Below are 23,151 nucleotides of genomic sequence, written 5' to 3' on the forward strand. Positions count from 1 at the left end.
GACGTCATCGTCGCCGTGGTCGGCGGTCCCTCCCGACGAGGGTGGGTGAAGTCCCCGTAGAATGCCGGACCACGTGCATGTACGTGACCGCGACGACGAGGGACAGACCGATCGTGGACGGCACGGCGGCCATCGCCCACCAGCCCGTGCCGGCCCCGGAGCCCGCGACCGCCCAGAGGCAGACGGGGACCGAAGCCGCGGTCAGCCCGCAGCCGATGAGGACGGCAACGGCCTTTCGGGCACGACCGGGGTCGAGCGGGGGCTGATCGTGACGCAGTTCCGTCCACTGGCGCGCGACCTCGTGCCGCTCCCGGCGCCGTTGCACGGCCGCGCGTATCCGCAGGACCGCCGTGACCGCAATGCCCAGCGCGGCCACGGCGGACGGAATCCACCATCCCTCGGCGACGAGAAACAGCACCGCGACGCATCCTGCTGTGCCCCAGCCGATGAGGCAGGCCGCGGCGGCACTGCGCCGGGAGACGGGCCGGTCGGCGCCGGCGCGCAGGTCGGCGAGTGCCGGTACGTACCAGACACAGCCGGACACGGTGGTGACTGCGACTCCCATGGCGAGGACGGCTTGCGGCATGGCCTACCTCGCCGCCTCGAAAGCGGCGATCTCCGGGTGGTTCAGGTCGAACGCCGGGGACTCGCTGCGGATCTGCGGAAGCCGGACGAAGTTGTGGCGCGGCGGCGGGCAGGAGGTCGCCCACTCCAGCGAGCGGCCGTAGCCCCACGGGTCGTCGACGTCGATCTTCTTGCCGTACTTGGCGGTCTTCCAGACGTTGTAGAAGAACGGCAGGATCGACAGGCCCAGCACGAACGAGCTGATCGTGGAGATCGTGTTCAGGGCGGTGAACCCGTCGGCCGCGAGGTAGTCCGCGTAACGGCGCGGCATGCCCTCGGCCCCCAGCCAGTGCTGGACCAGGAACGTGCCGTGGAATCCTACGGTGAGCGTCCAGAAGGTGATCTTGCCGAGGCGTTCGTCGAGCATCTTGCCCGTCATCTTCGGCCACCAGAAGTGGAAGCCGGCGAACATCGCGTACACGACCGTACCGAAGACCGTGTAGTGGAAGTGGGCGACGACGAAGTACGAGTCGGAGAGGTGGAAGTCCAGCGGCGGTGACGCCAGGATCACGCCCGTCAGACCGCCGAAGAGGAATGTGATCAGGAAGCCCGTGGTCCACAGCATCGGTGTCTCGAAGGACAGCGAGCCCTTCCACATGGTGCCGATCCAATTGAAGAACTTCACCCCGGTCGGCACGGCTATCAGGAAGGTCATGAACGAGAAGAACGGCAGCAGCACACCGCCGGTGACATACATGTGGTGGGCCCACACCGTCACCGAGAGACCCGCGATCGCGATCGTCGCGGCGATCAGTCCCAGGTAGCCGAACATCGGCTTGCGGGAGAAGACCGGGATGACCTCGGAGACGATGCCGAAGAACGGCAACGCCAGGATGTACACCTCTGGATGGCCGAAGAACCAGAAGAGGTGTTGCCACAGCAGTGCGCCGCCATTGGCCGCGTCGAAGATGTGACTGCCGAACTTGCGGTCGCACTCCAACGCGAACAGCGCCGCGGCCAGCACCGGGAACACGATCAGGATCAGCAGCGCGGTCAGCAGCACGTTCCACACGAAGATCGGCATACGGAACATCGTCATGCCGGGTGCGCGCATGCAGATGATCGTCGTGATGAAGTTGACCGCACCGGCGATCGATCCGAACCCGGACAGCGCGACGCCCATGATCCACAGATCCGCGCCGAGGCCCGGCGAGTGCACGGCGTCCGACAGCGGTGCGTACAGGAACCACCCGAAGTCGGCCGCTCCGCCCGGGGTGAGGAAGCCGAACGCCGCGATCGACGAGCCGAACAGGAAGAGCCAGTAGGCGAGCATGTTCAGGCGCGGGAAGGCAACGTCCGGGGCGCCGATCTGGAGCGGCATGATCCAGTTCGCGAAGCCGGTGAACAGCGGCATCGCGAACATCAGCAGCATGATCGAGCCGTGCATCGTGAACGCCTGGTTGAACTGCTCGTTCGTCATCACCTGCAGGCCGGGGCGGGCCAGTTCGGCGCGCATCAGCAGTGCCATCACACCGCCGACGATGAAGAACGCGAAGGCGGTCACCAGGTACATCGTCCCGATCTTCTTGTGGTCGGTGGTCGTCAGCCACTCCGCCCACGTCGACCGCCGACCGGCCGTCTGCTCCCTGTCCCCGGATATGACTCCGGCCGTGGAGACCACCACGGCCGCCGGCCGCAATGTCTCCAACTGCTGTTCCTGCATCTCGCCCACCGGACGGTGCCCTCCTCGTGTCATGTGAAGGCGACCGGGAAGTGGCACAGTGCGGGTGGGTACCGGGCCTTCCCGGCCGCCGCCTCATGATCGTCGGAGGGGTGCCGGGGCCGGATAGGGCCGAACAGTCCCAGAACCGTCGGCGACTAGGGCCAGGTGGCCCACTTCTGGAGAACGGAGAGGCAACATACCAACGTTTACGACGGTATCGGCGCACTGCCCGATTCGCAGGGCTCCGTCGTGAGTTGTCGACCGCGCACTGCGGTATGTCAGTCGTCGCCTCGGTGCCGGGTGACGATGCGGCAGGGCACCGCGAAATGGCCGACCCTGCGCTCCACCTCGGCCATGACGCCGGCCCCTGCCGGGGCACGGAGCGTCACGGTGACCGTCACCGCCCCGGACTCGGCGTCGGCGCTCACCTCGGTGACGTCCTCGATGTCGCCCAGGACCTCGGTCAGCACACGTCGCGTGGCATCGGCGCGCAGCGCAAGCTTGTACGGCTTGCCGACCGCGGTGACCGGGAGCGCGTCGAGGACACGGACGGCCTTGGGAGCGGCGGCTGCCTCGCTGACATGGGCGGCCGCCCAGGCGCGGAGGTCGTCCTCCCCGACCGTGCCGTCGCAGAGGGTCACGTAGGCCGCCGGTACCTCGCCGGCTCGCCCGTCCGGCTGGCCGACGGCCTGGGCGCCGGTGACCGCGCGGTGCGCGAGCAGAGCGTCCTCGATCACCCGGGGGTCGATGTTGTGTCCCCCGCGGACGATGAGGTCCTTCGCTCGCCCGGTGAGGTGGAGGAAGCCGTACTCGTCGAGGTAGCCGAGGTCGCCGGTGTCCAGCCAGCCGTCGACCACCTTGCCCTGGCTGCTGATCCGGTGGCCGTCGTCGTCGCGGCCCTCGACATGGCCGGGGAAGACGGTGGGACCGCTGATGAGGACGGACCCGACCGAACCGGCCGGCACGTCCCGCTCACCGTCGACGATCCTGATGTCCTGGTACGGCAGTCGCCGGCCGACCGAACCGGGCCTGCGGACCCCCAGGAATCCGCGGACGCCGGCGCAGGTCGCCTCGGTGAGTCCATAGCCTTCGAGCAGCGGTATCCCGGTCGCCGTCTCGAAGCCGGTGCGCACACCTTCGGGCAGTGCGGAGGCGCCGACCATCGCGCAGCGCATCGAGCTGATGTCCGCGTCGACGGGGCAGGTGGTCAGCACCGAGTAGACGGTGGGTACGGCACTCATCGTGGCGATCCGGTAGTGCTCGACGATGCGCCAGAAGTCCGTGTAGAGCGCGGGGTCCCGATAGCCCGCCGGCCCCGCCCACACGACCTGCTGCCCGCGGAGCAGCGGCGCCAGCAGCGTGACGACGAGCACGTTGACGTGGAACAGCGGCAGTGCGGCGAGGACGACCGAGTCCTCGTCCAGCACGGAGTTGGCCGCGCTCATCCAAGCTCCGCGCCGGGCCGGGCAATGCGCCTCCGTGCGCCGCCCCTACCGGGTGACTGTGGCCCAAACACCCCTGGTCCTACCGGAATCCGGCCGCCGCGCTGGTCATGATGCCCGGGTGACCCCTCCAACGCCCCTTACCATGAACCGGCACCGGGCCCTTCTCCCCGTCGGGCTGGGCACGGTCGCCCTGGCCGCGCTCCTTGCCCCGCTGTCGGCCGCTCCCGCTGCCGCCCGGCCCACCACCGCACGCGTCGACCTTCCGCCTCCGCCGCGGCCGGTGACGGTCGGCGAGTTCCGCACCGACGCCTACCTGCGCTCCATCGACGGCAACCCCGGCCTGCAGCGGGACTTCTTCCGGCACCTGCCCAAGGGCGCGGACCTGCACAACCACCTCTCCGGCGCGGTGGCGACCGAGTACCTCCTCCAACTCGCCGCCGAGGACGGCCTGTGCATCGACACGGCCACGATGACCGCCGTCCAGCCGCCCTGTGGACCGGGTACCCGCCCTGCCGCGGACACCCGCACCGACCCCGCCTTCCGTCAGGCAGTGATCAGGGCGTGGTCCATGCAGGACTTCCCGCCCGACCAGAGCGGCCACGACCACTTCTTCGCCACGTTCGGCAAGTTCGGCGCGGTCACCGGGAACCATCGGGGCAAGCAACTCGCCCAAGTCGCCGAGGGCATCGTGGATCAGAACCAGTTCTACCTGGAGACCATGGTCACCCCCGCCTCCGACGGCGCCCGCCGGCTCGCCGCCGAGGTCGGCTGGGACAGCGACCTCGCCCGCCTGCACAGCAAGCTCGTCGCGGGCGGCAAGCTCGACAAAGTGGTCGCCGACGCGCGCAAGGAGGCCGACGACGCCGACGCCGAGTTCCGCGCCGAGGAGCGCTGCGGCACCCATCGCCCGCGGCCCGGCTGCCGTCTGACGGTGCGGTGGATCTCGCAGGTCTCGCGCGGCACCGCGCCCGAGCGGGTCTTCACCCAGATCGCCCTGGGCATGCGCCTGGCCGAGCGCGACGGACGGTTCGTCGCCATCAACCTGGTCCAGCCCGAGGACGGGGAGATCGCGCTGCGCGACTACAGCCTCCAGATGCACATGATCGCCTATCTCCGCACCCAGTACCCACACGCCCATGTCACCCTGCACGCCGGTGAGTTGCGGCCCGGCCTGGTCAAACCGGAAGACCTCACCTTCCACATCGACGAGGCCGTGAACGTCGCCCACGCCGAGCGCATCGGGCACGGCGTCGACTTCGTCCACGAGAACGACTGGCAGGCGCTCGGCCGCACCATGGCCGCTCGCCAGGTGGCCGTCGAGGTGCCCTTCTCCAGCAACGCCCAGATCCTCGGCATCAAGGGCGCCGAGCACCCCTTCCAGACATATCGCGCCTACGGCGTCCCCATCGTCCTGGCCACCGACGACCCCGGCGTCTCCCGCATCGACATCAGCCACGAATACCAGTACGCCCACGACACCTACGCGCTGTCCTACCCCCGGCTCAAGGATGTGGCCCGCGCCTCCATCCAGTACGCCTTCCTGCGCGGCGCCGGCCTGTGGCGGGGCAACCCGACGGCCATCGGCTACCACCCCGTCGCCGCCTGCCAGGGGGACGTGCTCGGCGCACCCGTGCCCAGCCGGCGCTGCCGTGACCTGCTCGCGTCCAGCCCCAAGGCGGCAGTCGAGTGGCGCCAGGAGGCCGCCTTCGCGTCCTTCGAACGCGCATTCCGTCGCAACGGCGCCTGACGCCCCGCATGGGTGCACGCCCACCCCACACGGGTGCACCGCCGACGGGCGTGCACCCGGCCCACCCCTACCCTGTCACCAGCACTGCTTCACTAGCACTGCGGACGGCGCCCGTGGTTCGCGGCGTGCTTACGACGGGACTTCTTCTTCCGGCGTCGCTTCGAGGACATGGCCACCTCCCACGGATACGGCGCATCAGAAAGCATCCTGCGTTCCGACCACCCACGATTCCACAGAGCCCACGGTGACGCGATTCGGCGCAGGTCACCCGACCGCCTCCGCGGCTTCCGTGGCGGGAGCCGCGGGAAGGTCGTCGAGGAAGGTGACCGTGGGCACGTGGAAGAGGCATCCGGTGACCGCGGTCGAGTAGTCGAGGATGCGGTCGTGCTTGGCTCCGCCGTCGCCGAGGAACATGTGCCTGAGCATCTGCTCGGTCACGTCGGGCGTACGGGCATAGCCGATGAAGTACGTGCCGAACTCGCCCTCTCCGATGCTGCCGAACGGCATGTTCTCGCGAATGATCTTGCGCTCGTTGCCGTCCTCGTCGGTGATGGTGTTGAGCGCCACGTGCGAGTCGGCAGGCTTGATGTCGTCGGGGAGTTCGACGTTGGTCAGCTTGGTCCGTCCGATGACCTTGTCCTGAGCCTCCGTCGACAGGGCGTTCCACGCCGCCATGTCGTGCAGGTACTTCTGCACGATCACATAGCTGCCACCTCTGAAGTCGGGGTCCTCGTCGCCGATGAGCGCGGCATCGGCCGCGACCCGGCCGCCGGGGTTCTCGCTGCCGTCGACGAAGCCGAGCAGGTCGCGCTCGTCGAAGTACTTGAAGCCATGCACTTCGTCGACCACCGTGACCGCACCGCTCAGCCGCTGCGCGATCAGCCGGGCCAGTTCGAAACAGAGGTCCGTACGGCGGCCGCGCACATGGAACAGCAGGTCTCCCGGCGTTGCCGGGGCCCGGTGGCGCTCACCGGCCAGTTCCACGAACGGGTGCAGCTCCCGCGGGCGCGGCCCGCTGAACAGCCGGTCCCAGGCCTCCGATCCGATGCCGACGACGCAGCTGAGTTCGTCGTCGGGCGCGCGGAAGGCGACCGAGCGGCACAGGCCCGAGACATCCTCCAGCAGGTCCCGGACGGTCTCCTCGCGGCCTGGCGTGATGGTGGCCACGAGGAACAGGGCGGCTTGGGCAGGCGGAACGATCACGGGCTGCAACTCGAGCACGAGCCCGCCTCCTCACGGGGTGCGAAGGAAACCTGTCGTCGTCGGAACGAAATGCCCCTCACTTCATGCTGCTCGTTTTTCGTCCTGCTGCGACTCGGGTGAGTTCGCGCGCGTACGGCCTCAGCCGCTGACGATGCCCACCACGAGGTTGATGGCGGTGGCGAGGATGCTGGTGCCGAAGACGTACGAGATCAGGGTGTGCCGCAGCACGATCGCACGGATGGCCGAACTCGACACGTTGTTGTCGGACACCTGGTACGTCATGCCGAGGTTGTAGCTGAAGTAGAAGAAGTCCCGGTACGCCGGTGGGCGGTCCGAGTTGAAGTCGATCCCGCCGGCCGTCTCGTAGTACACGGCGGCATAACGTGTGGCGTACATCAGGTGCAGCGCGGCCCATGCCATGAAGACGCCGCCGAGCGCGGTCGCGGCTGCGGCGTGGCCGGTCTCGGACCGGCTGCGCACGAGCATCAGCACGATGGCGATCAGTCCGCACAGGGCCACCGCGACGATCACGGATTCCTCGGCGAGGGGCCGGAAGTCCTCGCGCCGGGCATTGCGGTGGGTGGCGGTCGCGTCCATCGGCCACAGCACCAGCCAGCCTGCCAGGACGAAGATCAGCCCCGTTGCGGCGATGCCCGCGAGGACCCCCAGCACCGGATCGATCGGCAGTCCGACGGCCGCGCCCACTACGGCTCCGAAGACCACCGCGCCGACGAGGCGGGGTACGGCGTCCAGGGGCAACCAGGTCCTCACGGACCACCACGGTAGTCCCAGCGGCTGGATGCCGCCGCCGCCATGGCGAGCTAGCGTGATGCGATGCGCCATGAGGTGACCGAGGCCGCCACGCCGTTCGTCGAGACGGGTCGGACAACGGTGGGTACGGCGCTGCGTGTCGAGCACGTGCGGGCCACACGGGTCGGCGAGTGCGTGGATGTCTTCGCCGAACCACCGGCCGCCGCGGGCCGGCGCCTCACGTTCCGGGTACGGGCCGTCGACGGTTCGGGGAGGTTGGTCGCGGAGGGTGAGATCGACCGGGCGGTCGTCGACCGGGAGCGGTTTTTGTCGAACGGCCGCTGAGTGCCGCCGCACCTCGGGCGCCGGGCGACGGCGTTCCGGCACACCGACGGACGCGGTCACCGGCCCCAGATCCGTCGGTAGCCCTCCCGGTAGCCCGACGGGTCCCAGGTCGTGGCGCTGTCGCTGTTGGCGGCCGTGGCCAGGTGGACGGGGGCGACATAACCGCTGGCGGGCCGGCCGGAGTAGGCGCGGTTGAACTCGTCGATGATCTGCCAGCCCTGCAGGGACAGCGGCTCGGGAACCGTGGCGGTCTGGTACTGCCCGCTCTCGATGCGCTGGAAGGCGGACGGGTCGCCGTCGCCCGCGCCGATGTTGAAGGGCGGGCCGGAGCCCTTCTTGCCGGCGGCACGGAAGGCGGGGGCGGCATCGGCGAAGTACAGGTCGTTGATGGCGACGGAGTGGGTCCACTTGCTCTGGAAGCGGGACAGGAGCGAGGAGACCTCCCGGGGTGTGCGGCTGCTCGCGTCCGCGATCGGGATGTTCTCGTACGCGAGGAGCTGCACCCCCGGGCAGGTGGCGAGGTCCTTGCGGATCAGTTCGGACTTGTCCCGGGCGAAGGGGATCGAGGCGTCGGTGAAGAGCACCACTCCGGCGTGCCCGGTGGAGTGGGAGATGACCCACTGGGCGCTGATGGCGGCCACGTCCTCCACCCGGGTGGTGACATTGGTGAAGAGCCGGGGGTGCCGGCTGGGACCGGGGGACGGGAGTGCGTGCCAGCCGATGAGCGGGATGCCGTCCTCCTCGGCGCGGGCGACCTGCTGAGAGGTCGAGTCGGGGTCGAAGCCTCCGATGACGATGCCCGAGGGCTTGAGGGCCACGGCTTCGCTCATGGCTGCCTGGATGCCGGCGGGGGTGCCGCCGCCGTCGATCACCCGGACGTCCCAGCCGATCACGCGCGCGGCGTCCCGTACGCCGTTCGCGGCGCCTGCTACTCCGGGATTGGTCATGGTCTGGGCCACGAAGACGACGCTTCTGCCGGACACCGCTGCGGGTCCGCCGGTCGGTCCGTTCCAGGGGATGTCCGTCTTCTCGGCCTGCTTGACCGCGGCCCGGGCCTTGGCGTGGACGGCGGGGCAGCCCGACGCACCCGTGGTGGCGTCCGCCGGGACCTCCGAGGAGCCGCGTTCGCAGCCGGCGAGGGTGGCCGTGGCTGCCAGTACGGCCGCGGCGGTGCGGCGGACTGTGACGCGGCCGAGGGCGGCCCTGCGGGTGCCGTACACGGGAACTCCTCGGAAGGGAGGGGGAGCGGGAGGAAACGACCGGTTACGGGGTGGCGCCCTGTGCGCCTCCGTCCTGGTCCGGGGGCGGGGGCGGTGCGGCGGGCATGTCTCGGGCGGCGGCGCCCGTGCGCAGACGGCGGCGGGCGGAGTAGCCGGCCAGGCCGACGGCGAGGAGCAGGGTGCCGCCGTAGAACAGCGGGACCGTCCAGAAGGCGCCGCCCAGCTGGCCGATGCCGGTGAGGCCGACGGCCAGGACGGCGACGGCGACGAGCGTGCCCAGGGCATTGGGGCGGCCGGGTCTCACCGCGGTGGAGCCGAGGAGGGCGCCGGCGAAGGCGGGCAGCAGATAGTCCAGGCCGACACTCGGGTTGCCGACCCGCAGCTGGGCCGCGAGCAGGATGCCGGCGAAGCCGGTGATCAGCCCCGAGGCGGTGAAGGCGTAGACGGTGTACGTACGGGTCGGGATGCCGACGAGGTCGGCGGCCCGCGGATTCGATCCGATGACGTACAGGCTGCGGCCGAGTGGCAGCCGCTCCAGCACCAGCCAGAGGACGGCTGCGAGGGCCAGCACATAGAAGGCGGGGACAGGCAGGCCGAGGAACGTGGAGTCGTAGAGGTCGGTGAAGGCGGCCGGGAGGCCTTGGACGCCGGGGACGATGCGTCCGCCGCCGGTGACCCATCCGGTCACGGCGTACAGCATGCTGCCGGTTCCGAGGGTGGCGATGAAGGAGTCGATCCGCCCGAACTCGACGATGACGCCGTTGAGGACACCCACGACGCCCGCTCCGACGAGCACGGCGAGGCAGGCCAACGGCCAGGGCCAGTGTGCGTTGACGATGAGCTGCAGCACCATGACGTGCGCGAGTCCGAGGACGTACCCGATGGAGAGGTCGAACGCCCGGGTCACGATGGGGACCATGGCGGCGAGCGCGAGGATGGCAGGGATCGACTGGGTGGACAGGATCGAGTCGACGGTTTCCCGGGTGGGAAAGGTACGGGGCAGTGCAAGGGAGAAGGCCAGGAAGAGCAGGCCCGTGAGCGCGAGCAGGCCATAGGCGGAGACGAGGTGGCCGCCCGGGCGGTGCCGTCGCGGTCGGGGCGGGGAGGGGGCGGCGGTCACGAGCCGGTCGCGGTTCCGCAGGCGGGCAGGGCGGAGGCCGCCCGGATGAGCCCGGAGACCGTCAGGCCCGCGCCACTCAGCTCGGCCGTCACGGACCCGCGGACGAAGACCAGGGCGCGGCCGCACACATGGGTGACTTCCTCGAAGTCGGTGGAGATGAGCAGGGCGCCGAGGCCGGCGTCCAGCGCCTGGTCGAGCAGGCGGTACACCGCGGTCTTCGCGCCGATGTCCACGCTTGCGGTGGGCTCCTCGAGGATGAGCAGACGCAGTCCCGGACGCAGCCACCGGCCGATCATGACCTTCTGCTGATTGCCGCCCGACAGCGTGGCGATGGGGACCTCGCTGTCGTGGGGGCGCACCGAGTAGCGGTCGATCAGGACGGTGGCGACGGCGCGTTCCCCGCGGGGGCTGATCCAGCGCAGCGCGGGCAGGCCGCCGACGCGTGGGTTGGCCAGCAGGTTCTCCCGCACCGTCAGTTCGGCGGCGCAGCCCTCGCGTTGCCGGTCGGCGCAGACGAGTCCGACGCCGAGGGCGACGGCGTCCGCGACGTTGCGCGGGCGGTACGGGCGGTCGCCGAGCAGCACCCGGCCGTCGACCAGGGGGCGGGCACCGGCGAGGGCCCGGCCCAGGTCCGCGTGTCCCGCGCCCGTCAGGCCGACGAGGCCCAGGACTTCCCCGGCGGCGAGTTCCAGGCTGACCGATCCCACGCCGGGGGTGCGTACGCGGTCGAGGGCCAGGACGGTGGGTACGGCGGGCCTCCCCGCCCCGGCCGGAGGAACGCCGGTACGAGCCCTGGCCGGGCGGAGGCCGGTCGGTTCCTCGCCGACGATGTCACGCACCAGGCGGGCGGGGCTGTGGCCCGCTAGGGGGCCGTGGCTGACGAGGCGCCCGTCGCGCAGGACCGCGAAGGTGTCGGCCACCTCGTACACCTCGTCGAGCCGGTGGGTGACGTAGAGGATGCCGTGTCCCCGGTCACGCAGGGCGTGCAGGACGCCGAAGAGCCGGGCGCAGTCCACCGCGGGGAGACGGGCGGTCGGCTCGTCGAGGACGATGAGCTTCGCCCGGGCCGCGAGGGCTCGCGCGATGGCGACCAACGAGCGGTCGGCGGGGGCCAGTTGGGCGATGGGGGCGCCGGGGTCGAGATGTCCCGCGACGAGCCGCAGGGCGTCGGTGCAGCGCTCTTCGGTGCGCCGCCAGGAGATCAGTCCGGCCCGGCGTGGGTAACCGGCGGTCAGTGCGATGTTCTCGGCGACCGTCATCCACTCCACCAGGCCGAGATCCTGGTGGATGAAGGACATGCCGCGGGACGCCTCCCGGGTGCCGAGCGGGTGCCCGGCGACGGTGATCTGTCCGGTGTCGGCGTGATGGACACCCGCGAGCACCTTGATGAGTGTGGACTTTCCGGCGCCGTTGGGGCCGAGGAGCGCGAGCACACTGCCGGCGGGGACGTCGAGGTCGATCCCGGCCAGCGCGAGGGTTCCGCCGAAGCGCTTGCCGAGACCGCGGATGCGGACCAGCGGTTCGGCTCCGACTCCGGAGATCGGCCTGATGGGGTCGTCCATGGGTTCGTCTCGGATTACATATTCGTCTTCGAAAACACATGTCTCTGATGCATAAGGGATATTAGCGGAGCAAATCCAGGAATTCCGAACATTCCGCAGCGCCTCGCGATCCGGCGGATGGACGGACCGTCAGGCCGCGGCCAGCGCGCATTCGGCCCAGATGACCTTGCCCTGCGAGGTGTAGCGCGTCCCCCAGCTCTGGGACAGCTGCGCGACGAGGAACAGGCCCCGCCCGCCCTCGTCGGTGGTGGCGGCCCGGCGCAGATGCGGGGCGGTGTTGCTGGTGTCGGAGACCTCGCAGATCAGGTTGCGGCCGTGCAGCAGCCGTACCCGGATGGGCCCCGCACCGTGGCGGACGGCGTTCGTCACCAGCTCACTGAGAATCAGTTCGGCGGCGAAGGCGGTCTCGTCGAGTCCCCAGTCGGCCAACTGCCGCACGGCGCCTGCCCGGACTTCCCCGACGAGAGCCGGGTCCGAGGCCAGGTCCCAGGTGGCGATGCGGTCGACGGCCACGGCGTGGGTGCGGGCGACGAGCAGGGCGATGTCGTCGTAGGGGTGGTCGGGAGCCACAAGATCCAGAACGGCCTGACAGGTCTCCTCGGGCGAGTGCTCGGGGTGCGCCAGGGCACCGCACAGACTGCGGAGCACTTCGTCGACGTCGCGGTCGCGGTCCTCGATCAGTCCGTCGGTGTACAGGACCAGTCGGCTGTCCTCCGGCAGGTGGAACTCGGCGGACTCGAAGGGCAGGCCGCCGAGGCCGAGCGGGGGACCGGCGGGCAGGTCGGGGAACGACACGGTGCCGTCGGGGCGGACGAGCGCGGGCGGGGGGTGACCGGCGCGGGCCATGGCGCACTGCTGGGACGTCGGGTCGTAGACCGCGTACAGACAGGTCGCTCCGATGATGCCGAAGTCCTCGGTCTCGGGGTCCTCCCGGTCGAGGCGGCCCACGACGTTGTCGAGATGGGCGAGTACTTCGTCCGGGGGGAAGTCGAGTTCGGCGAAGCTCCGCGCGGCAGTGCGCAGGCGGCCCATGGTGGCGGCGGAGAGCATGCCGTGGCCGATGACGTCCCCGACGAAGAGGCCGACACGGTTGCCGGAGAGGGGGATGACGTCGTACCAGTCCCCGCCCACATCGGATTCGGCGGGCATGTAGCGGTGGGCAACGTCGACGGCGTCCTGATCGGGCAGACCGTGCGGGAGCAGGCTGCGCTGCAGCGCCAGGACCATGGCGCGCTCGTGCGTGTAGCGCCGGGCGTTGTCCATGGACAGGGCGGCGCGCGCGGCGAGTTCCTGGGCCAGTGACCGGTCGTCGTCGCCGAAGGGGTGCGGGTCCTGCGAGCGGTAGAAGCCGGCGACTCCCAGGACGACGCCGCGGGCGACGAGGGGAACGGTGATGAGGGAGTGCACGGAGGCCAGCAGCCGCTCGCCGAGCTCGGGGTCCTGGGCGAGCCAGCCCGCGGCGACTTTCAGGTCCGGTTCCAGTACCGCCTGCCGGCTGGTCAGGCATCGCAGCTGCGGCGTGGTCGGGCCGAAGTCCATCCGCGTGCCGACCGGGCTGAAGGGAAGGTCGTCGCGGATGCCGCGGACCACCGTGCGCCGCAGATCGCTCTCCGGGTCGGCGGACGCCTCGCCGCGCAGTACGGCCTCGGGCAGGTCGATGGTGACGAAGTCGGCCAGTCGCGGGATCGCCGTCTCGGCGAGTTCCTCGGCCGTCCGGCGCACGTCCAGGGTGGTGCCGATGCGGGCGCTGGCCTCGGACAGCAGTTCCAGTCGGCGCCGCGCGGCGAGGGCGTACTCCCCCACGTACGGCTCCCCCACCAGGACGAGCCCTCTCGTGGGCGGCCGGGAGCCGGGCTGAAGGTCCGTCATCGAGCCGCTGCCGACGAACGTGCGCACCGGGGCGGCGAGGACGCGGTCCGGTACCGGGAGCGCGGAAGCCTGTCCGGGCGGCGGGCCGACGGGGAGGGGTGCGTGCTCCGAGCCGTCGACGCCCTCGTCCGGCTGATGCGGGATGGTGACGGGTGGCCGGGGTGCGGGGCCGGTGAGAACGGCTTCGATGGCGACGCCCTCCACCCCCGAGGCGCTGGTCGTCGGGCGGCTCACCAGCGTGATCTGCCGGCCGTCGGACAGGCGCATGTGCGCCGCGGCCCGCTGGGCGCAGGAGATCAGCTCGGCAGCCCTCTCCAGGAGGGCTGCCCGGTCACGGGGGTGCAGCTCGGGGGCCAGTTCGTCCACGCCGATGCGGTGGTGAGGACCCGCGGCGGCATCGGTCCTCGCGTCCAGGTACGCCCGCAGCAGCGCACGCTCACGCACGGAACTCTGGCCCAGCAGCCGCCGTTCGATGGCCTCGGCCGCCTCGCGGATCACGATGGCGAGGGCCGGATGCTCGGCGTCCCGCGGATAACCGAAGCACAGGACGCCTTCGATGCGTCCGCTGAGCGGATCGCGGACGGGCAGCGCACGGCAGGCGCTGCCCTGAGAACGCTCGGCGAAGTGCTCGGCCCCGCAGACCCGGACGAGTTGACGTTCCGCCAGCGCGAGCCCGATGCCATTGGTCCCGGCGTACTGCTCGGCGAACACGAATCCCGGGACGCGCTGGATCGCGGGGAAGGTCCGGGCCAGGGAGGCATCGCCGAAGCGGCGCAGGAGGACGGCTCCGTGCGCGTCGGCGATGGAGATGTTCATCGCGCTGCCGGTGAATCTGGACTGCAGCCGGTCGAGCACCGGGACGGCCGCGTGGACGAGTCTGCCGTCCGTGTCGAGATCCTCGCGGAAGGGGAGGCCGGACTGGTCCGGCGAGAGGCCCAGGGTCCGGCAGCGCTGCCAGGAGCCCAGGATCGGCGCCCGTACGCCTTCCTCGACCGTCTCACCCTGCAGGAACCGTTCACGGGTACGTACGGGCCCTGTGCCGCTTGTCGCACGTCCCGTGGGCGTCGGTTCCCCGCCGGACCGCACCACGCTCTGCCTCGCTCACACACGCGCTATCGGATCGCCCTGAAAAACCCGGTATTGATGAGAATACGGTCATACGGTCCGCCAGTCACGATGGCAAAATCGCTCACACTCAGTGACCGGTCGGGACGGTCCGTCGACGCATGCCATGACCGACGAGACCGACGAGACCACTGATCACCGCACCGCGACCGGTCACAGAACCGCGACCGGATTGACGGGAGAGCCCGTCCCGCCCGGCACGTTCAGCGGTGACAGGACGAAAAGGAACGCGTACCGCCGCGCCTCGGCCGTCGCGACGGACAGCGCCTCCAGGTCGAGGTTGTCCAGCAGCGGCACCCCCATCGCCGCCACGGCCAGGGCATGCACCGGGGAGTGGACGCCGTCCACGGGCGAGGGCCGCACATCGCTGTCACCGTCCGCGCCGAGCAGCGCGACACCGCGCTCGGCCAGCAGCGGTACGGCGTCCACATGAAGGCCGGCGCTCGCCGTGCCGGGATCCCAGGCGCCGAGTTCCTTCCGGCGGCGGACATGACCGGAGCGCAGCAGCAGCGCGTCGCCCTCGCCGATCGTCACGCCCAGCGCCTTCTCCGCCGCGAGGATGTCCCGCGCATGGACCGCCTGCCCCGGTTCCAGCCAGCGGAGCCCGGCGACTGCGGCGAGGTCGAGCAGCACCCCCGTGGCGACGAAAGGCCCCAGCGCCGACACCGCGCCGAAGCGGGCACCGGCGGCGTCCACGACCTCGTTCGCCGTCCGGCCGTCGTAGAGCCGCCCCCGGTAGGCGATGTGGCACAGGGCGTCCAGATGGGTGACCGCCTTGCCGTGGTAGTCCGCGCCGATGAAGTCCTTGTGGGTGGAGGGTTCGGGCGGCTCCACATCACCGAGATCGGTCATACGGTGCTCGGCGGGACGGCGGTTGTCGGGGCCGGGGCGGGTGTTCCAGGGCAGCCCCAGAGGCACGACGGTCCCGGACCGCACGCGTGCCGCGGCCCGGCGCACGTGGTCCGCGGTGACCCGGTTCCAGGCACCACGGTCGGCCGTGGCCCAGCGCCCCCACGTACGGACCGCCTCGAACAGTGCGTCGAACTCCTGCCGGGAGACGGCGGGCCCGTTGCCGGGAGCAGTCGGCGCGGGCCGCGGACCGTCGGTGAAGCCGGAGCTCATCTGCACCCACCACTCCCGGTCACGGAGTCGCTGTGATGATCAGAACTCCAGCGTCGCACACACCCGCCTCACAGGTCTCGGGGTGGGTGGCGCCTCACCCGGAGGCCCACTGCCGCAACCAGCAGGACCACGCACCCCGCGAACACCAGACCGGCATTGCGCACCCCCAGCGCCTCCGTCAGGGCACCCACCCCGACGACCGGCAGGGAGATCCCCACATACGCGACGACGAAGAACGCCGAGATGGTGGCGCCCCGCTGCGCCTCGGGCGCCGCGGAGCTCACCGCCGTCAGGCCCGCGCGGAACGCCATGCCCTGCCCCACGCCGCCCGTCACCGCGCCCAGCAGCAACACCGGGAAGGACGTCATGAGCAGCGAGACCGCGATGACGAGGAGGCCCGTGACGAGCACCAGGCACCCCCACGGCAGCGCCCTGCGCGCCCCGACGCGACCCATGAGCACCTGGCCACAGGTCGAGGCGCCGAACACACAGAAGACGACGGCACCGACCACCGCCAGGTTGTGTTCGCCGAGCGTCTGGGCGAGGAAGGCCGGGGCCACCGCCGTGAACAGGCCGAGCAGGGAAAAGCCCGCGAAGGCTGCCAGGGCGCAGGGCGCGAACACGCCGCGCACCTCGGGTGGGACGGTCATGCCCTGCGGCCGCACCGGGGCCCGGGGCCCGGTGCGGTGCACGGTCTCGGGCAGGAGGCAGGTGACCGCGACGGCGACCGCCACGAGCACCAGATGCACGACGAAGGGCAGCTTGAGCGGCCAGGGCGCGTACTGGGCCAGGAAGCCGGAGACCAGAGGTCCGAGTCCCAGGCCCCCCATGTTGGCCGCGGTCGCCGCCAGTGCGGCACGTGCACGCCGCCCGGCCGGTGCCAGATCGAGAACGGTCGCGGTGCCCGTTCCGCTGAGCAGCCCCGCCGAGAAGCCCGACAGCACCCGGCCCACGTACAGCAGCGGCAGTCCGCCCTCGAACAGGAAGCACAGCGCGCTGAGCGCGGCCAGGGCGAGCGCGCCCAGCAGCACCGGACGCCGCCCCAGCACGTCGGAGAAGCCACCGGCGATCAGCAGAGCGGTGATGACACCCACCGCGTAGACGGCGAACACCACGGTGACGGTGAGCTCGGAGAACCCGATCTGCTGCCGGTACAACCCGTACAGCGGCGTCGGCAGGGTGGTCCCCATCATGCCGACGGCGAAGACACCCGCCGCGGCCTTGTACCCGGGCCGGTGGCCCTGCCGACGGCGGACGGTGTCACTGGTGATCACACCCCACCATAGGCATCCGTATGGGACACGGCGGCCAACTTGGCGGCGGCGAGATCGATGTGATGGCCACAGGCGCCGCCGCACGACCGGACCGGCCCCGTCAACGAGGGTCCGGTGCCTTCGAGGTCCCCGTGAGGGTGTCACCGACGACGGTCACGGTGAACGTCAGGTTCAGGTGCATCGGCCGGGTGACGGACTGTTTCCAGGTCAGCGTCCGGCCCTCGACGCCGACGTCCACGAGGGGGATCTGCTCGCCGGCCCCGTGAGCGATCCCGGTCAGCCGCCCTGCTTCACGGCGCAGTTCGATGACGGGCTCGATCCGCCCGATGGGGGTGGCGATGGTCAGGTCCCAGGTTTTGACCGACCTCGCGCTCCAGCAGATACAGGCCCAGGTCCAGGCCCGAGGTGACGCCGGCTCCGGTGACCAGGTCACCGTCGTCGACCACCCGGGCGCGCACGGCGTGGACGCCGGTGGCATCCAGCATGTCCAGGCCCATGTGGTGGGTCGTGGCGTTGCGTCCCTCGATCAGACCGGCCATCGCCAGCACCAGGGAGCCGCCGCAGACCCGCCGTCATGGTGATCCGCGGATTGTCGATGGCCGCCTTGAGCAGTCGGGGCAGTTCGGTGGTCGGCGTGCGGCCCAGCAGCACGGGGATGAACTCGTCCTGCTGCCAATGTGCCTCCGCGCCGGCGTCCTGGTCGGGCGTCTCACCCGGCTCGCCGAGGGGGCCCGAGGCGCCGGGGACCAGGACCGGACCGGGACGGTCCGGATCCAGGGCGGAGGTGGCGCGCAGCGCCAGACCTCCGGTACCGCTGACCACCTCCCGCGGGCCCTCGGCGGAGACCAGTTCCACCGTCACCACGCCGCCAAAGGCGCTCCCTCCGGCGTGGAGGACTTCGTAGGGGGCGATCACGTCGAGCGGGTCGAACCCGTCGAACAGAACGATCTGAACGTGCATGTGTATGTCTTTCAAGTCGGGGGTGAGTTGTCTCCGAGGTCGTGGTCGAGCCGACGCCGGTCGGCTCCGCTCGCCACGCTGGGCCTGGGGACCGCTCGCCCCCAGGGGCGTTCGTGACACCCTTCAACGGGATCTCGCCAGCCCTTGTGCAGGTGCCCTTCGGGAGCGGGCCGCTGTAGCGTGTCCGGGTGGTGACGAGCGACGCGTACCGGGAGCTGGGAGAGGCCGCCTGGTCATGGGTGTTGAAGCAGGTCCTCGATGACAAGGGCCCTTGGCTGCCGGAAACGGTGCCCGATTCGGCGCCGGAGGAAGGCCAGGACCCGGCACCGCCGAAGGATCGGGACTCGCTGTACGCGGGGATTGCCGGTCTCGCCCCGGTGTTGGCGGAGATCGAGCAGTACAGGGCATGGAGCGACAGCGAGCGGACACTGGCGACGGGGATCGTGACCAGGCTGTCGCAGGAGGCCGAGGGCAGAACGGAACCATCGCTGTACGACGGCCTGGCAGGCGACACCATGGCGCTGAAGCTGCTCGCCCCGGGCAGGGAGTCGACCGCGCTGCGGCGCCTGGCCGGCCTGGCCACTCCCGAAGGCTGGAAGACCACCCTGGAATTCGAACCGGGTTCCGACGCGCCCCTCAACGACATCATCATGGGGTCCGCCGGTGTGGTGATGACCGCCATCTGGGCGGGCGGTGAGTTCGCGGAGGCCATCGCGACAACAGGCGGTGAGGCCCTGCTGCGCACGGCGGACCGGACACAAGCGGGCCTGGACTGGGGGATGGCGCCGGGCACGGTGTCGCGGGCACCGAACTACTCGCACGGCACCTCCGGAGTGGCCGCCGCGCTGGCCGTGGCCGGTGCGGCGCTGCATCGGGAGGACTTCGTCGAGGCCGCGGTGCGGGGAGCCCAACACGTGCTGTCCGTAGGCTCGTTGGAGGACGGCGGCTTCATCGTCCCGCACACGATCCCGCCGTCGAAACGGGAGGTGGAGCCGGTGACGTACACCTGGTGCCACGGCCCGGCGGGCACCTCCCATCTGTTCTCGGCGCTGTCACACGCGGGCGTGACCGAGGTGGCGGGCCTCGACGTCGGCGAACTCCGCCAGCGCTGCCTGACCTCGATCCTCACCTCGGGAGTCCCGGAACGCCTGCGGCCGGGCTTCTGGGACAACGACGGCCGCTGCTGCGGAACGGCGGGCGTAGGGGACGTACTGCTGGACGCGGCACAGGACTGCGCGGGCACGCCACGAGCCGAGACCCTCCTTCAGGCGGCGCGCACGATGGGCGACGCGCTGGTGGAGCGGGCGATCAGGGACGAGGCGGGCGCCCGCTGGCGCTTCCTGGAACACCGCAAGGACCCATCGCTCCTGCCGCCGGGCACGACGTGGATGCAGGGCGCGGCGGGCATCGCGGCGTACCTGCTCCGCCTCGCCCGGTTCCTCGAAACCGGCCCGGACGCAGTGGTGGTGGACCGCCCGGACCAGTGGTGGGCAGTGCCGCCACAGCTGCGCAGTACGGCCTTGTGAGAGGAGCGGCGGCTCGTCCCGTGCCGACGGGGGCCGGACTCCGCGCCGACGCGCCGGTGCGGTGATCCGATCGCTTGCCCGCCCCTGCTGCCACCATGAGCCCATGGCGGTGATTCCGGGCTGGGTGTGGGAAAGGAAGCCGGTCGGCAGGGCACTTGGTGTCGGAGTCCCCACCGGCCTGTTCGCCGGTGCATTCGCCCTCATCGAGTCGGGCGCCTGGCCGATCGCCGCCGTGGTGTTCCTCGTACTGGCCGTGTTCTACGGCCCCATGATGGCCCGTCGCATGAGCAGGGCCTGGCCCGGCACAGAGGAACTGAGCCGTGCCGAGCGAGCGGCGGTCGTACGCTCCACCCGGCGCGGTGAGGACATCGGCGACGCCCGCCTGGCTCCCGCCGTCGTCGCCTATGCGGACGGGCTGCGCCAGACCCGGGAGCGCGGTGGGTGGGTGCGGTGGGTGGTGCTGTTCGCTGCCGTGGTGTCGGTGTTCGTCGCGCTGAACGACACCTTGCATGGGTCGACCGGGGAGGCCGTGTCCTCCTGGGTGGTGGTGGCGCTGTTCATCGCCGACCTGACATGGCGTCCGCGGAGAGAGGCCCGTCTGATGGCGCATGCCGATCAGGCGGAGAAGTGGGCGCGCCGCCGGCTGCCGGGCCGGCCGCCCGACGACGGCTGAGGCACTGACCGGGCCCTGGCGCCCTCCCCGTCACCGGCTCAGTGGTGGCCGGCACGACTCACTACGATCATCAGCCATGGACTGGCTCGAGCGCACCGCGAAGTTGAGGCAGTGGACCAGGAGCGGCGCGCGCTCCCCACAAGCCGCTGCTGCTCCTGTACGCCCTCGGCCGGTTTCAGGAGGACTCCGACGGCGGGCTGCGGTACAGCGCCGTGGAGGAGGATCTGCAGCGGCTGTTGACCGAGTACGGGCCGCCCAACAGGACGACGCCTGCCTACCCCTTCCACCACCTGGTCAGTGACGGCGTCTGGGAAGTGCGTACCGACCGCGGGCCGGGCAGTCCCGGACCCGGGGTGCGGGATCTCCGGGAGACGGGTGCCACCGGACGGCTCGCGCCGGAGCTGAGGGCGGCGTTGCGACGCGAACCGCCGCTGCTCGGCAGGATGGCGCGTTTGCTGCTCGACCTGCACTTCCCGTCCTCGCTCCACACCGAGCTGTGTGAAGCCGTCGGACTGCAGCTGGAGCCGGCGCAGGCCGAGCAGTTCTCCACAGCGAGGCGGCAGCGGGACCGGCGGATGCGGGAGCTGGTGCTGACCGCGTACGAGTACCGATGCGCCTTCTGCGGTTACGACGGCAGGATCGGCGCGCTGCCGGTCGGGCTGGAGGCCGCGCACGTGCGATGGTGGGCGTTCGGCGGTCCGGACGACGTCGACAACGGTCTGTGTCTGTGCTCGCTGCACCACAAGCTCTTCGACAAGGGTGTCCTCGGCGTCGGCGACGGTCATCGCATCCTGGTCTCGCAGCGCTTCGTCGGCCACAGCCCCGCCGCCCGCGAACACGTCATAGCCCTCGCGGGCCGACCGCTGATCGGTCCTCAGTCCGGCGCCCGGCCCGTCGCGGCGGCCCACCGCGACTGGCACACCCGCCAGGTCTTCCACGGCATCCCACGCCCGGCCACCGCCGTCTGACCACGGCTCCACCACCTAGTGAGCGAGCTCGATGAGGTGAGGTACCACGCGGGTGAGCCGGACGACGCCCCACACGATCAGCAGGGCGCCCGCCGCCTCCGGCACGATCCACCAGCCCGTGCGGATGTGCTCACTGAACAGGATCACGCCCAGGACGAGGCTCATCGTCGCGTCACCGATGGTCAGCGCGGGCCGTGAGGCGGCCAGTGAACCGGCCTGCAGGGAGTTCTCCAGGAGCAGGACCGCACAGATGCCGACGAGGGCGAAGCCGTACGTCTGCCAGGTGGCGAGGAACGCGGGAAGACCGGCGTCGGCGAGCCGCCCCGTGGCCGACTTCATGAGTGCGGCGGTCAGGGCGTTGCCGATCGCGGCGGCCGTGGCGAGGGTGGCCGCGCGAAAGAGCGGCGAGCGTGCCGGTCGGGCCAGGACGACGGCCGCCGCCATCGCTCCCAGCAGCAGCGCCAGGACCGGCACCCAGCGCACCATGGCCGCCTGGTTCCGGGTGCCCGCCGGCGCTGCCGCGGCCAGGACCACGGCCAGTCCGGTGACCACTGCCCCGACCGCCCACCAGCCTTTCGCGGGCAGCCTGCGGTGCATCAGCGGAGCGGCCACCAGCAGGGCGAACGGCAGTTCCAGGATGAAGAGCGGCTGGACCAGGGCCATGGGCCCGTTCACCAGGGCCAGGGCTTGGAACAGGGCGGCGCCCATGACGCCGGCGATGCCGATCGCCCAGGCAGGGCGCCGTACGAGTGCGGCCAGCAGACGAAAGCCGCCGCCCCGGGACACGGATGAGGCGGCCTTCCGCTGGAACGCCGTTCCCACCGCATTGCTGGCGGCCCCCGTCACAGCGCAGACGACAGCGAGCACGATCACACAGCCACCATGCCCCGCCCGCCACGCATCCTCCCGCCACCGACCGGCACGCATCGCCTGTGTCGCCCCGCATACCCTGTCCCCGTGCCAGTCTCCCGGCTTCGTCGCGTCGCCGTCCTCGTGCTCGAAGGGGCGAAGCCGCTCGATGTCGGCATTCCCGCGCAGGTGTTCACGACCCGTGCGAGCATGCCGTACGAGGTGCGGGTGTGCGGCGCCGCACCCGGCCTCGTGACCGGCGGTGACGGCCTGTCGTACCACGTCGCCCACGGCCTCGACGCGCTCGCGTGGGCGGACATCGTCTTCATTCCCGGCTACCGGTTTCCGGACCGGGACGATCCCCCGCGGGCCGTGGTCGACGCGCTGATCACCGCCCACGACCGGGGCGCGCGGCTCGCCGCCATCTCGACGGGTGCCTTCGCGCTGGCCGCCACGGGTCTGCTCGACGGCAAGCGGGCCACCACGCACTGGCACTACGCGCGGGCACTCGCGGCGAAGCATCCGCTGGTCCGGGTGGACGAGAACGTGCTGTTCGTCGACGAGGGCAGTGTGCTGACGTCGGCCGGCGCCGCCTCGGGCATCGACCTGTGCCTGCACATTCTGCGCGGCGACCGCGGGGTGGCCGCGTCGAACCACGCGGCCCGGCGGCTGGTCGCGGCCCCCTACCGCAGCGGCGGTCAGGCGCAGTATGTGCCGCGCAGCGTGCCCGAGCCGCTGGGCGAGCGGTTCGCCGCCACCCGCGAGTGGGCGCTGCACCGGCTGGACGAGCCCCTCACCCTCACGGTGCTCGCCCGGCACGCGGCCGTCTCGCCTCGTACGTTCTCGCGCCGCTTCGCCGAGGACACCGGATACACGCCGATGCAGTGGGTCATGCGCGCCCGCATCGACATGGCCCGTGAGCTGCTGGAGCGCTCGGAACGCGGCGTCGAGCAGATCGCCACCGATGTCGGACTGGGCACCGGTGCGAATCTGCGGCTGCACTTCCAGCGCATCCTCGGCACCACCCCGAGCGAGTACCGGCGCACCTTCACCCGCGGCGAGTAGCGCGGCAAGTGGCGCAGCGAGCAGCGCACCGCCGCGTGGCG

18 protein-coding genes and 2 pseudogenes are annotated in these 23,151 nt (G+C 71.0%); 6 read left to right on the top strand and 14 right to left on the bottom strand.

Features of this window, described 5'->3' with window-relative positions; translation table 11 throughout:
* Positions 1-4: 4 nt before the first annotated feature.
* The 3 genes from ACFY1J_RS10525 to ACFY1J_RS10535 form a co-directional block, all read right to left on the bottom strand.
* Positions 5-586 carry a hypothetical protein gene (locus ACFY1J_RS10525; RefSeq protein ID WP_390731039.1) on the bottom strand — a complete coding sequence of 194 codons (582 nt, stop codon included), beginning with the start codon at positions 584-586 and terminating at the stop codon, positions 5-7.
* A 3-nt stretch (positions 587-589) separates the two neighbouring features.
* Positions 590-2,287, bottom strand: coding sequence for a cytochrome c oxidase subunit I (gene ctaD / locus ACFY1J_RS10530; RefSeq protein ID WP_390731216.1), 1,698 nt, complete (start codon positions 2,285-2,287; stop codon positions 590-592).
* A gap of 278 nt (positions 2,288-2,565) precedes the next feature.
* The gene (locus ACFY1J_RS10535; RefSeq protein WP_390731040.1) at positions 2,566-3,732 is read right to left on the bottom strand and encodes an AMP-binding protein; all 1,167 of its coding nucleotides are present in this window, start codon (positions 3,730-3,732) and stop codon (positions 2,566-2,568) included.
* Between the two features lie 142 nt (positions 3,733-3,874).
* On the opposite strand from ACFY1J_RS10535, the gene ACFY1J_RS10540 reads away from it, so the two are divergent.
* Positions 3,875-5,479 carry an adenosine deaminase gene (locus ACFY1J_RS10540; RefSeq protein ID WP_390731041.1) on the top strand — a complete coding sequence of 535 codons (1,605 nt, stop codon included), beginning with the start codon at positions 3,875-3,877 and terminating at the stop codon, positions 5,477-5,479.
* Between the two features lie 264 nt (positions 5,480-5,743).
* Here ACFY1J_RS10540 and ACFY1J_RS10545 read toward each other — a convergent pair whose 3' ends face one another.
* Complete coding sequence (locus ACFY1J_RS10545) at positions 5,744-6,700, bottom strand: Dyp-type peroxidase (RefSeq protein ID WP_390731042.1); 957 nt, start codon at positions 6,698-6,700, stop codon at positions 5,744-5,746.
* 120 nt (positions 6,701-6,820) lie between these two features.
* Positions 6,821-7,453, bottom strand: a complete 633-nt coding sequence (locus ACFY1J_RS10550) for a DUF1345 domain-containing protein (protein ID WP_390731043.1) — start codon at positions 7,451-7,453, stop codon at positions 6,821-6,823.
* Positions 7,454-7,516: 63 nt separating this feature from the next.
* Between ACFY1J_RS10550 and ACFY1J_RS10555 the strand changes: the two genes are divergently transcribed.
* The gene (locus ACFY1J_RS10555; protein ID WP_390731044.1) at positions 7,517-7,777 is read left to right on the top strand and encodes a thioesterase family protein; all 261 of its coding nucleotides are present in this window, start codon (positions 7,517-7,519) and stop codon (positions 7,775-7,777) included.
* A 56-nt stretch (positions 7,778-7,833) separates the two neighbouring features.
* Here the strand turns inward: ACFY1J_RS10555 and ACFY1J_RS10560 are convergent, their stop codons facing one another.
* From ACFY1J_RS10560 to ACFY1J_RS10595, 8 genes and pseudogenes are all read right to left on the bottom strand, one after another.
* Entirely contained in the window at positions 7,834-8,997 is a 1,164-nt protein-coding gene (locus ACFY1J_RS10560; RefSeq protein WP_390731045.1) for a substrate-binding domain-containing protein, read from the bottom strand.
* Positions 8,998-9,040: 43 nt separating this feature from the next.
* The gene (locus ACFY1J_RS10565; RefSeq protein WP_390731046.1) at positions 9,041-10,117 is read right to left on the bottom strand and encodes an ABC transporter permease; all 1,077 of its coding nucleotides are present in this window, start codon (positions 10,115-10,117) and stop codon (positions 9,041-9,043) included.
* Complete coding sequence (locus ACFY1J_RS10570; protein ID WP_390731047.1) at positions 10,114-11,679, bottom strand: sugar ABC transporter ATP-binding protein; 1,566 nt, start codon at positions 11,677-11,679, stop codon at positions 10,114-10,116. Before ACFY1J_RS10570 ends, ACFY1J_RS10565 begins: the two co-directional genes overlap by 4 nt.
* 129 nt (positions 11,680-11,808) lie before the next feature.
* Positions 11,809-14,637, bottom strand: a complete 2,829-nt coding sequence (locus tag ACFY1J_RS10575; RefSeq protein ID WP_390731048.1) for a SpoIIE family protein phosphatase — start codon at positions 14,635-14,637, stop codon at positions 11,809-11,811.
* Positions 14,638-14,826: 189 nt separating this feature from the next.
* Positions 14,827-15,795 carry a cyclase family protein gene (locus tag ACFY1J_RS10580; RefSeq protein WP_390731217.1) on the bottom strand — a complete coding sequence of 323 codons (969 nt, stop codon included), beginning with the start codon at positions 15,793-15,795 and terminating at the stop codon, positions 14,827-14,829.
* Between the two features lie 68 nt (positions 15,796-15,863).
* Positions 15,864-17,069 carry an MFS transporter gene (locus tag ACFY1J_RS10585; RefSeq protein ID WP_390706177.1) on the bottom strand — a complete coding sequence of 402 codons (1,206 nt, stop codon included), beginning with the start codon at positions 17,067-17,069 and terminating at the stop codon, positions 15,864-15,866.
* Positions 17,070-17,169: 100 nt separating this feature from the next.
* A complete protein-coding gene (locus ACFY1J_RS10590) occupies positions 17,170-17,451 on the bottom strand; it encodes a hypothetical protein (protein ID WP_390706262.1) in 282 nt (93 codons plus the stop codon).
* A pseudogene (locus ACFY1J_RS10595) lies at positions 17,420-18,029 on the bottom strand (DJ-1/PfpI family protein); the annotation flags it as partial. The pseudogene ACFY1J_RS10595 and the gene ACFY1J_RS10590, both read right to left, overlap by 32 nt.
* Before the next feature lie 188 nt (positions 18,030-18,217).
* Between ACFY1J_RS10595 and ACFY1J_RS10600 the strand changes: the two are divergent.
* The 3 genes and pseudogenes from ACFY1J_RS10600 (at position 18,218) to ACFY1J_RS10610 (ending at position 21,196) form a co-directional block, all read left to right on the top strand.
* The gene (locus ACFY1J_RS10600; RefSeq protein WP_390706176.1) at positions 18,218-19,555 is read left to right on the top strand and encodes a lanthionine synthetase LanC family protein; all 1,338 of its coding nucleotides are present in this window, start codon (positions 18,218-18,220) and stop codon (positions 19,553-19,555) included.
* Between the two features lie 103 nt (positions 19,556-19,658).
* Entirely contained in the window at positions 19,659-20,228 is a 570-nt protein-coding gene (locus ACFY1J_RS10605; protein WP_390706175.1) for a hypothetical protein, read from the top strand.
* Positions 20,229-20,304: 76 nt separating this feature from the next.
* Positions 20,305-21,196, top strand: a pseudogene (locus ACFY1J_RS10610) (phosphorothioated DNA-binding restriction endonuclease).
* A 15-nt stretch (positions 21,197-21,211) separates the two neighbouring features.
* Here the strand turns inward: ACFY1J_RS10610 and ACFY1J_RS10615 are convergent.
* The gene (locus ACFY1J_RS10615; RefSeq protein WP_390706173.1) at positions 21,212-22,069 is read right to left on the bottom strand and encodes a DMT family transporter; all 858 of its coding nucleotides are present in this window, start codon (positions 22,067-22,069) and stop codon (positions 21,212-21,214) included.
* Positions 22,070-22,153: 84 nt separating this feature from the next.
* On the opposite strand from ACFY1J_RS10615, the gene ACFY1J_RS10620 reads away from it, so the two are divergent.
* A complete protein-coding gene (locus tag ACFY1J_RS10620) occupies positions 22,154-23,110 on the top strand; it encodes a GlxA family transcriptional regulator (protein WP_390706172.1) in 957 nt (318 codons plus the stop codon).
* Positions 23,111-23,151 lie beyond the last annotated feature (41 nt).

Source organism: Streptomyces sp. NPDC001406 (assembly GCF_042895285.1).
Taxonomy (GTDB): domain Bacteria; phylum Actinomycetota; class Actinomycetes; order Streptomycetales; family Streptomycetaceae; genus Streptomyces.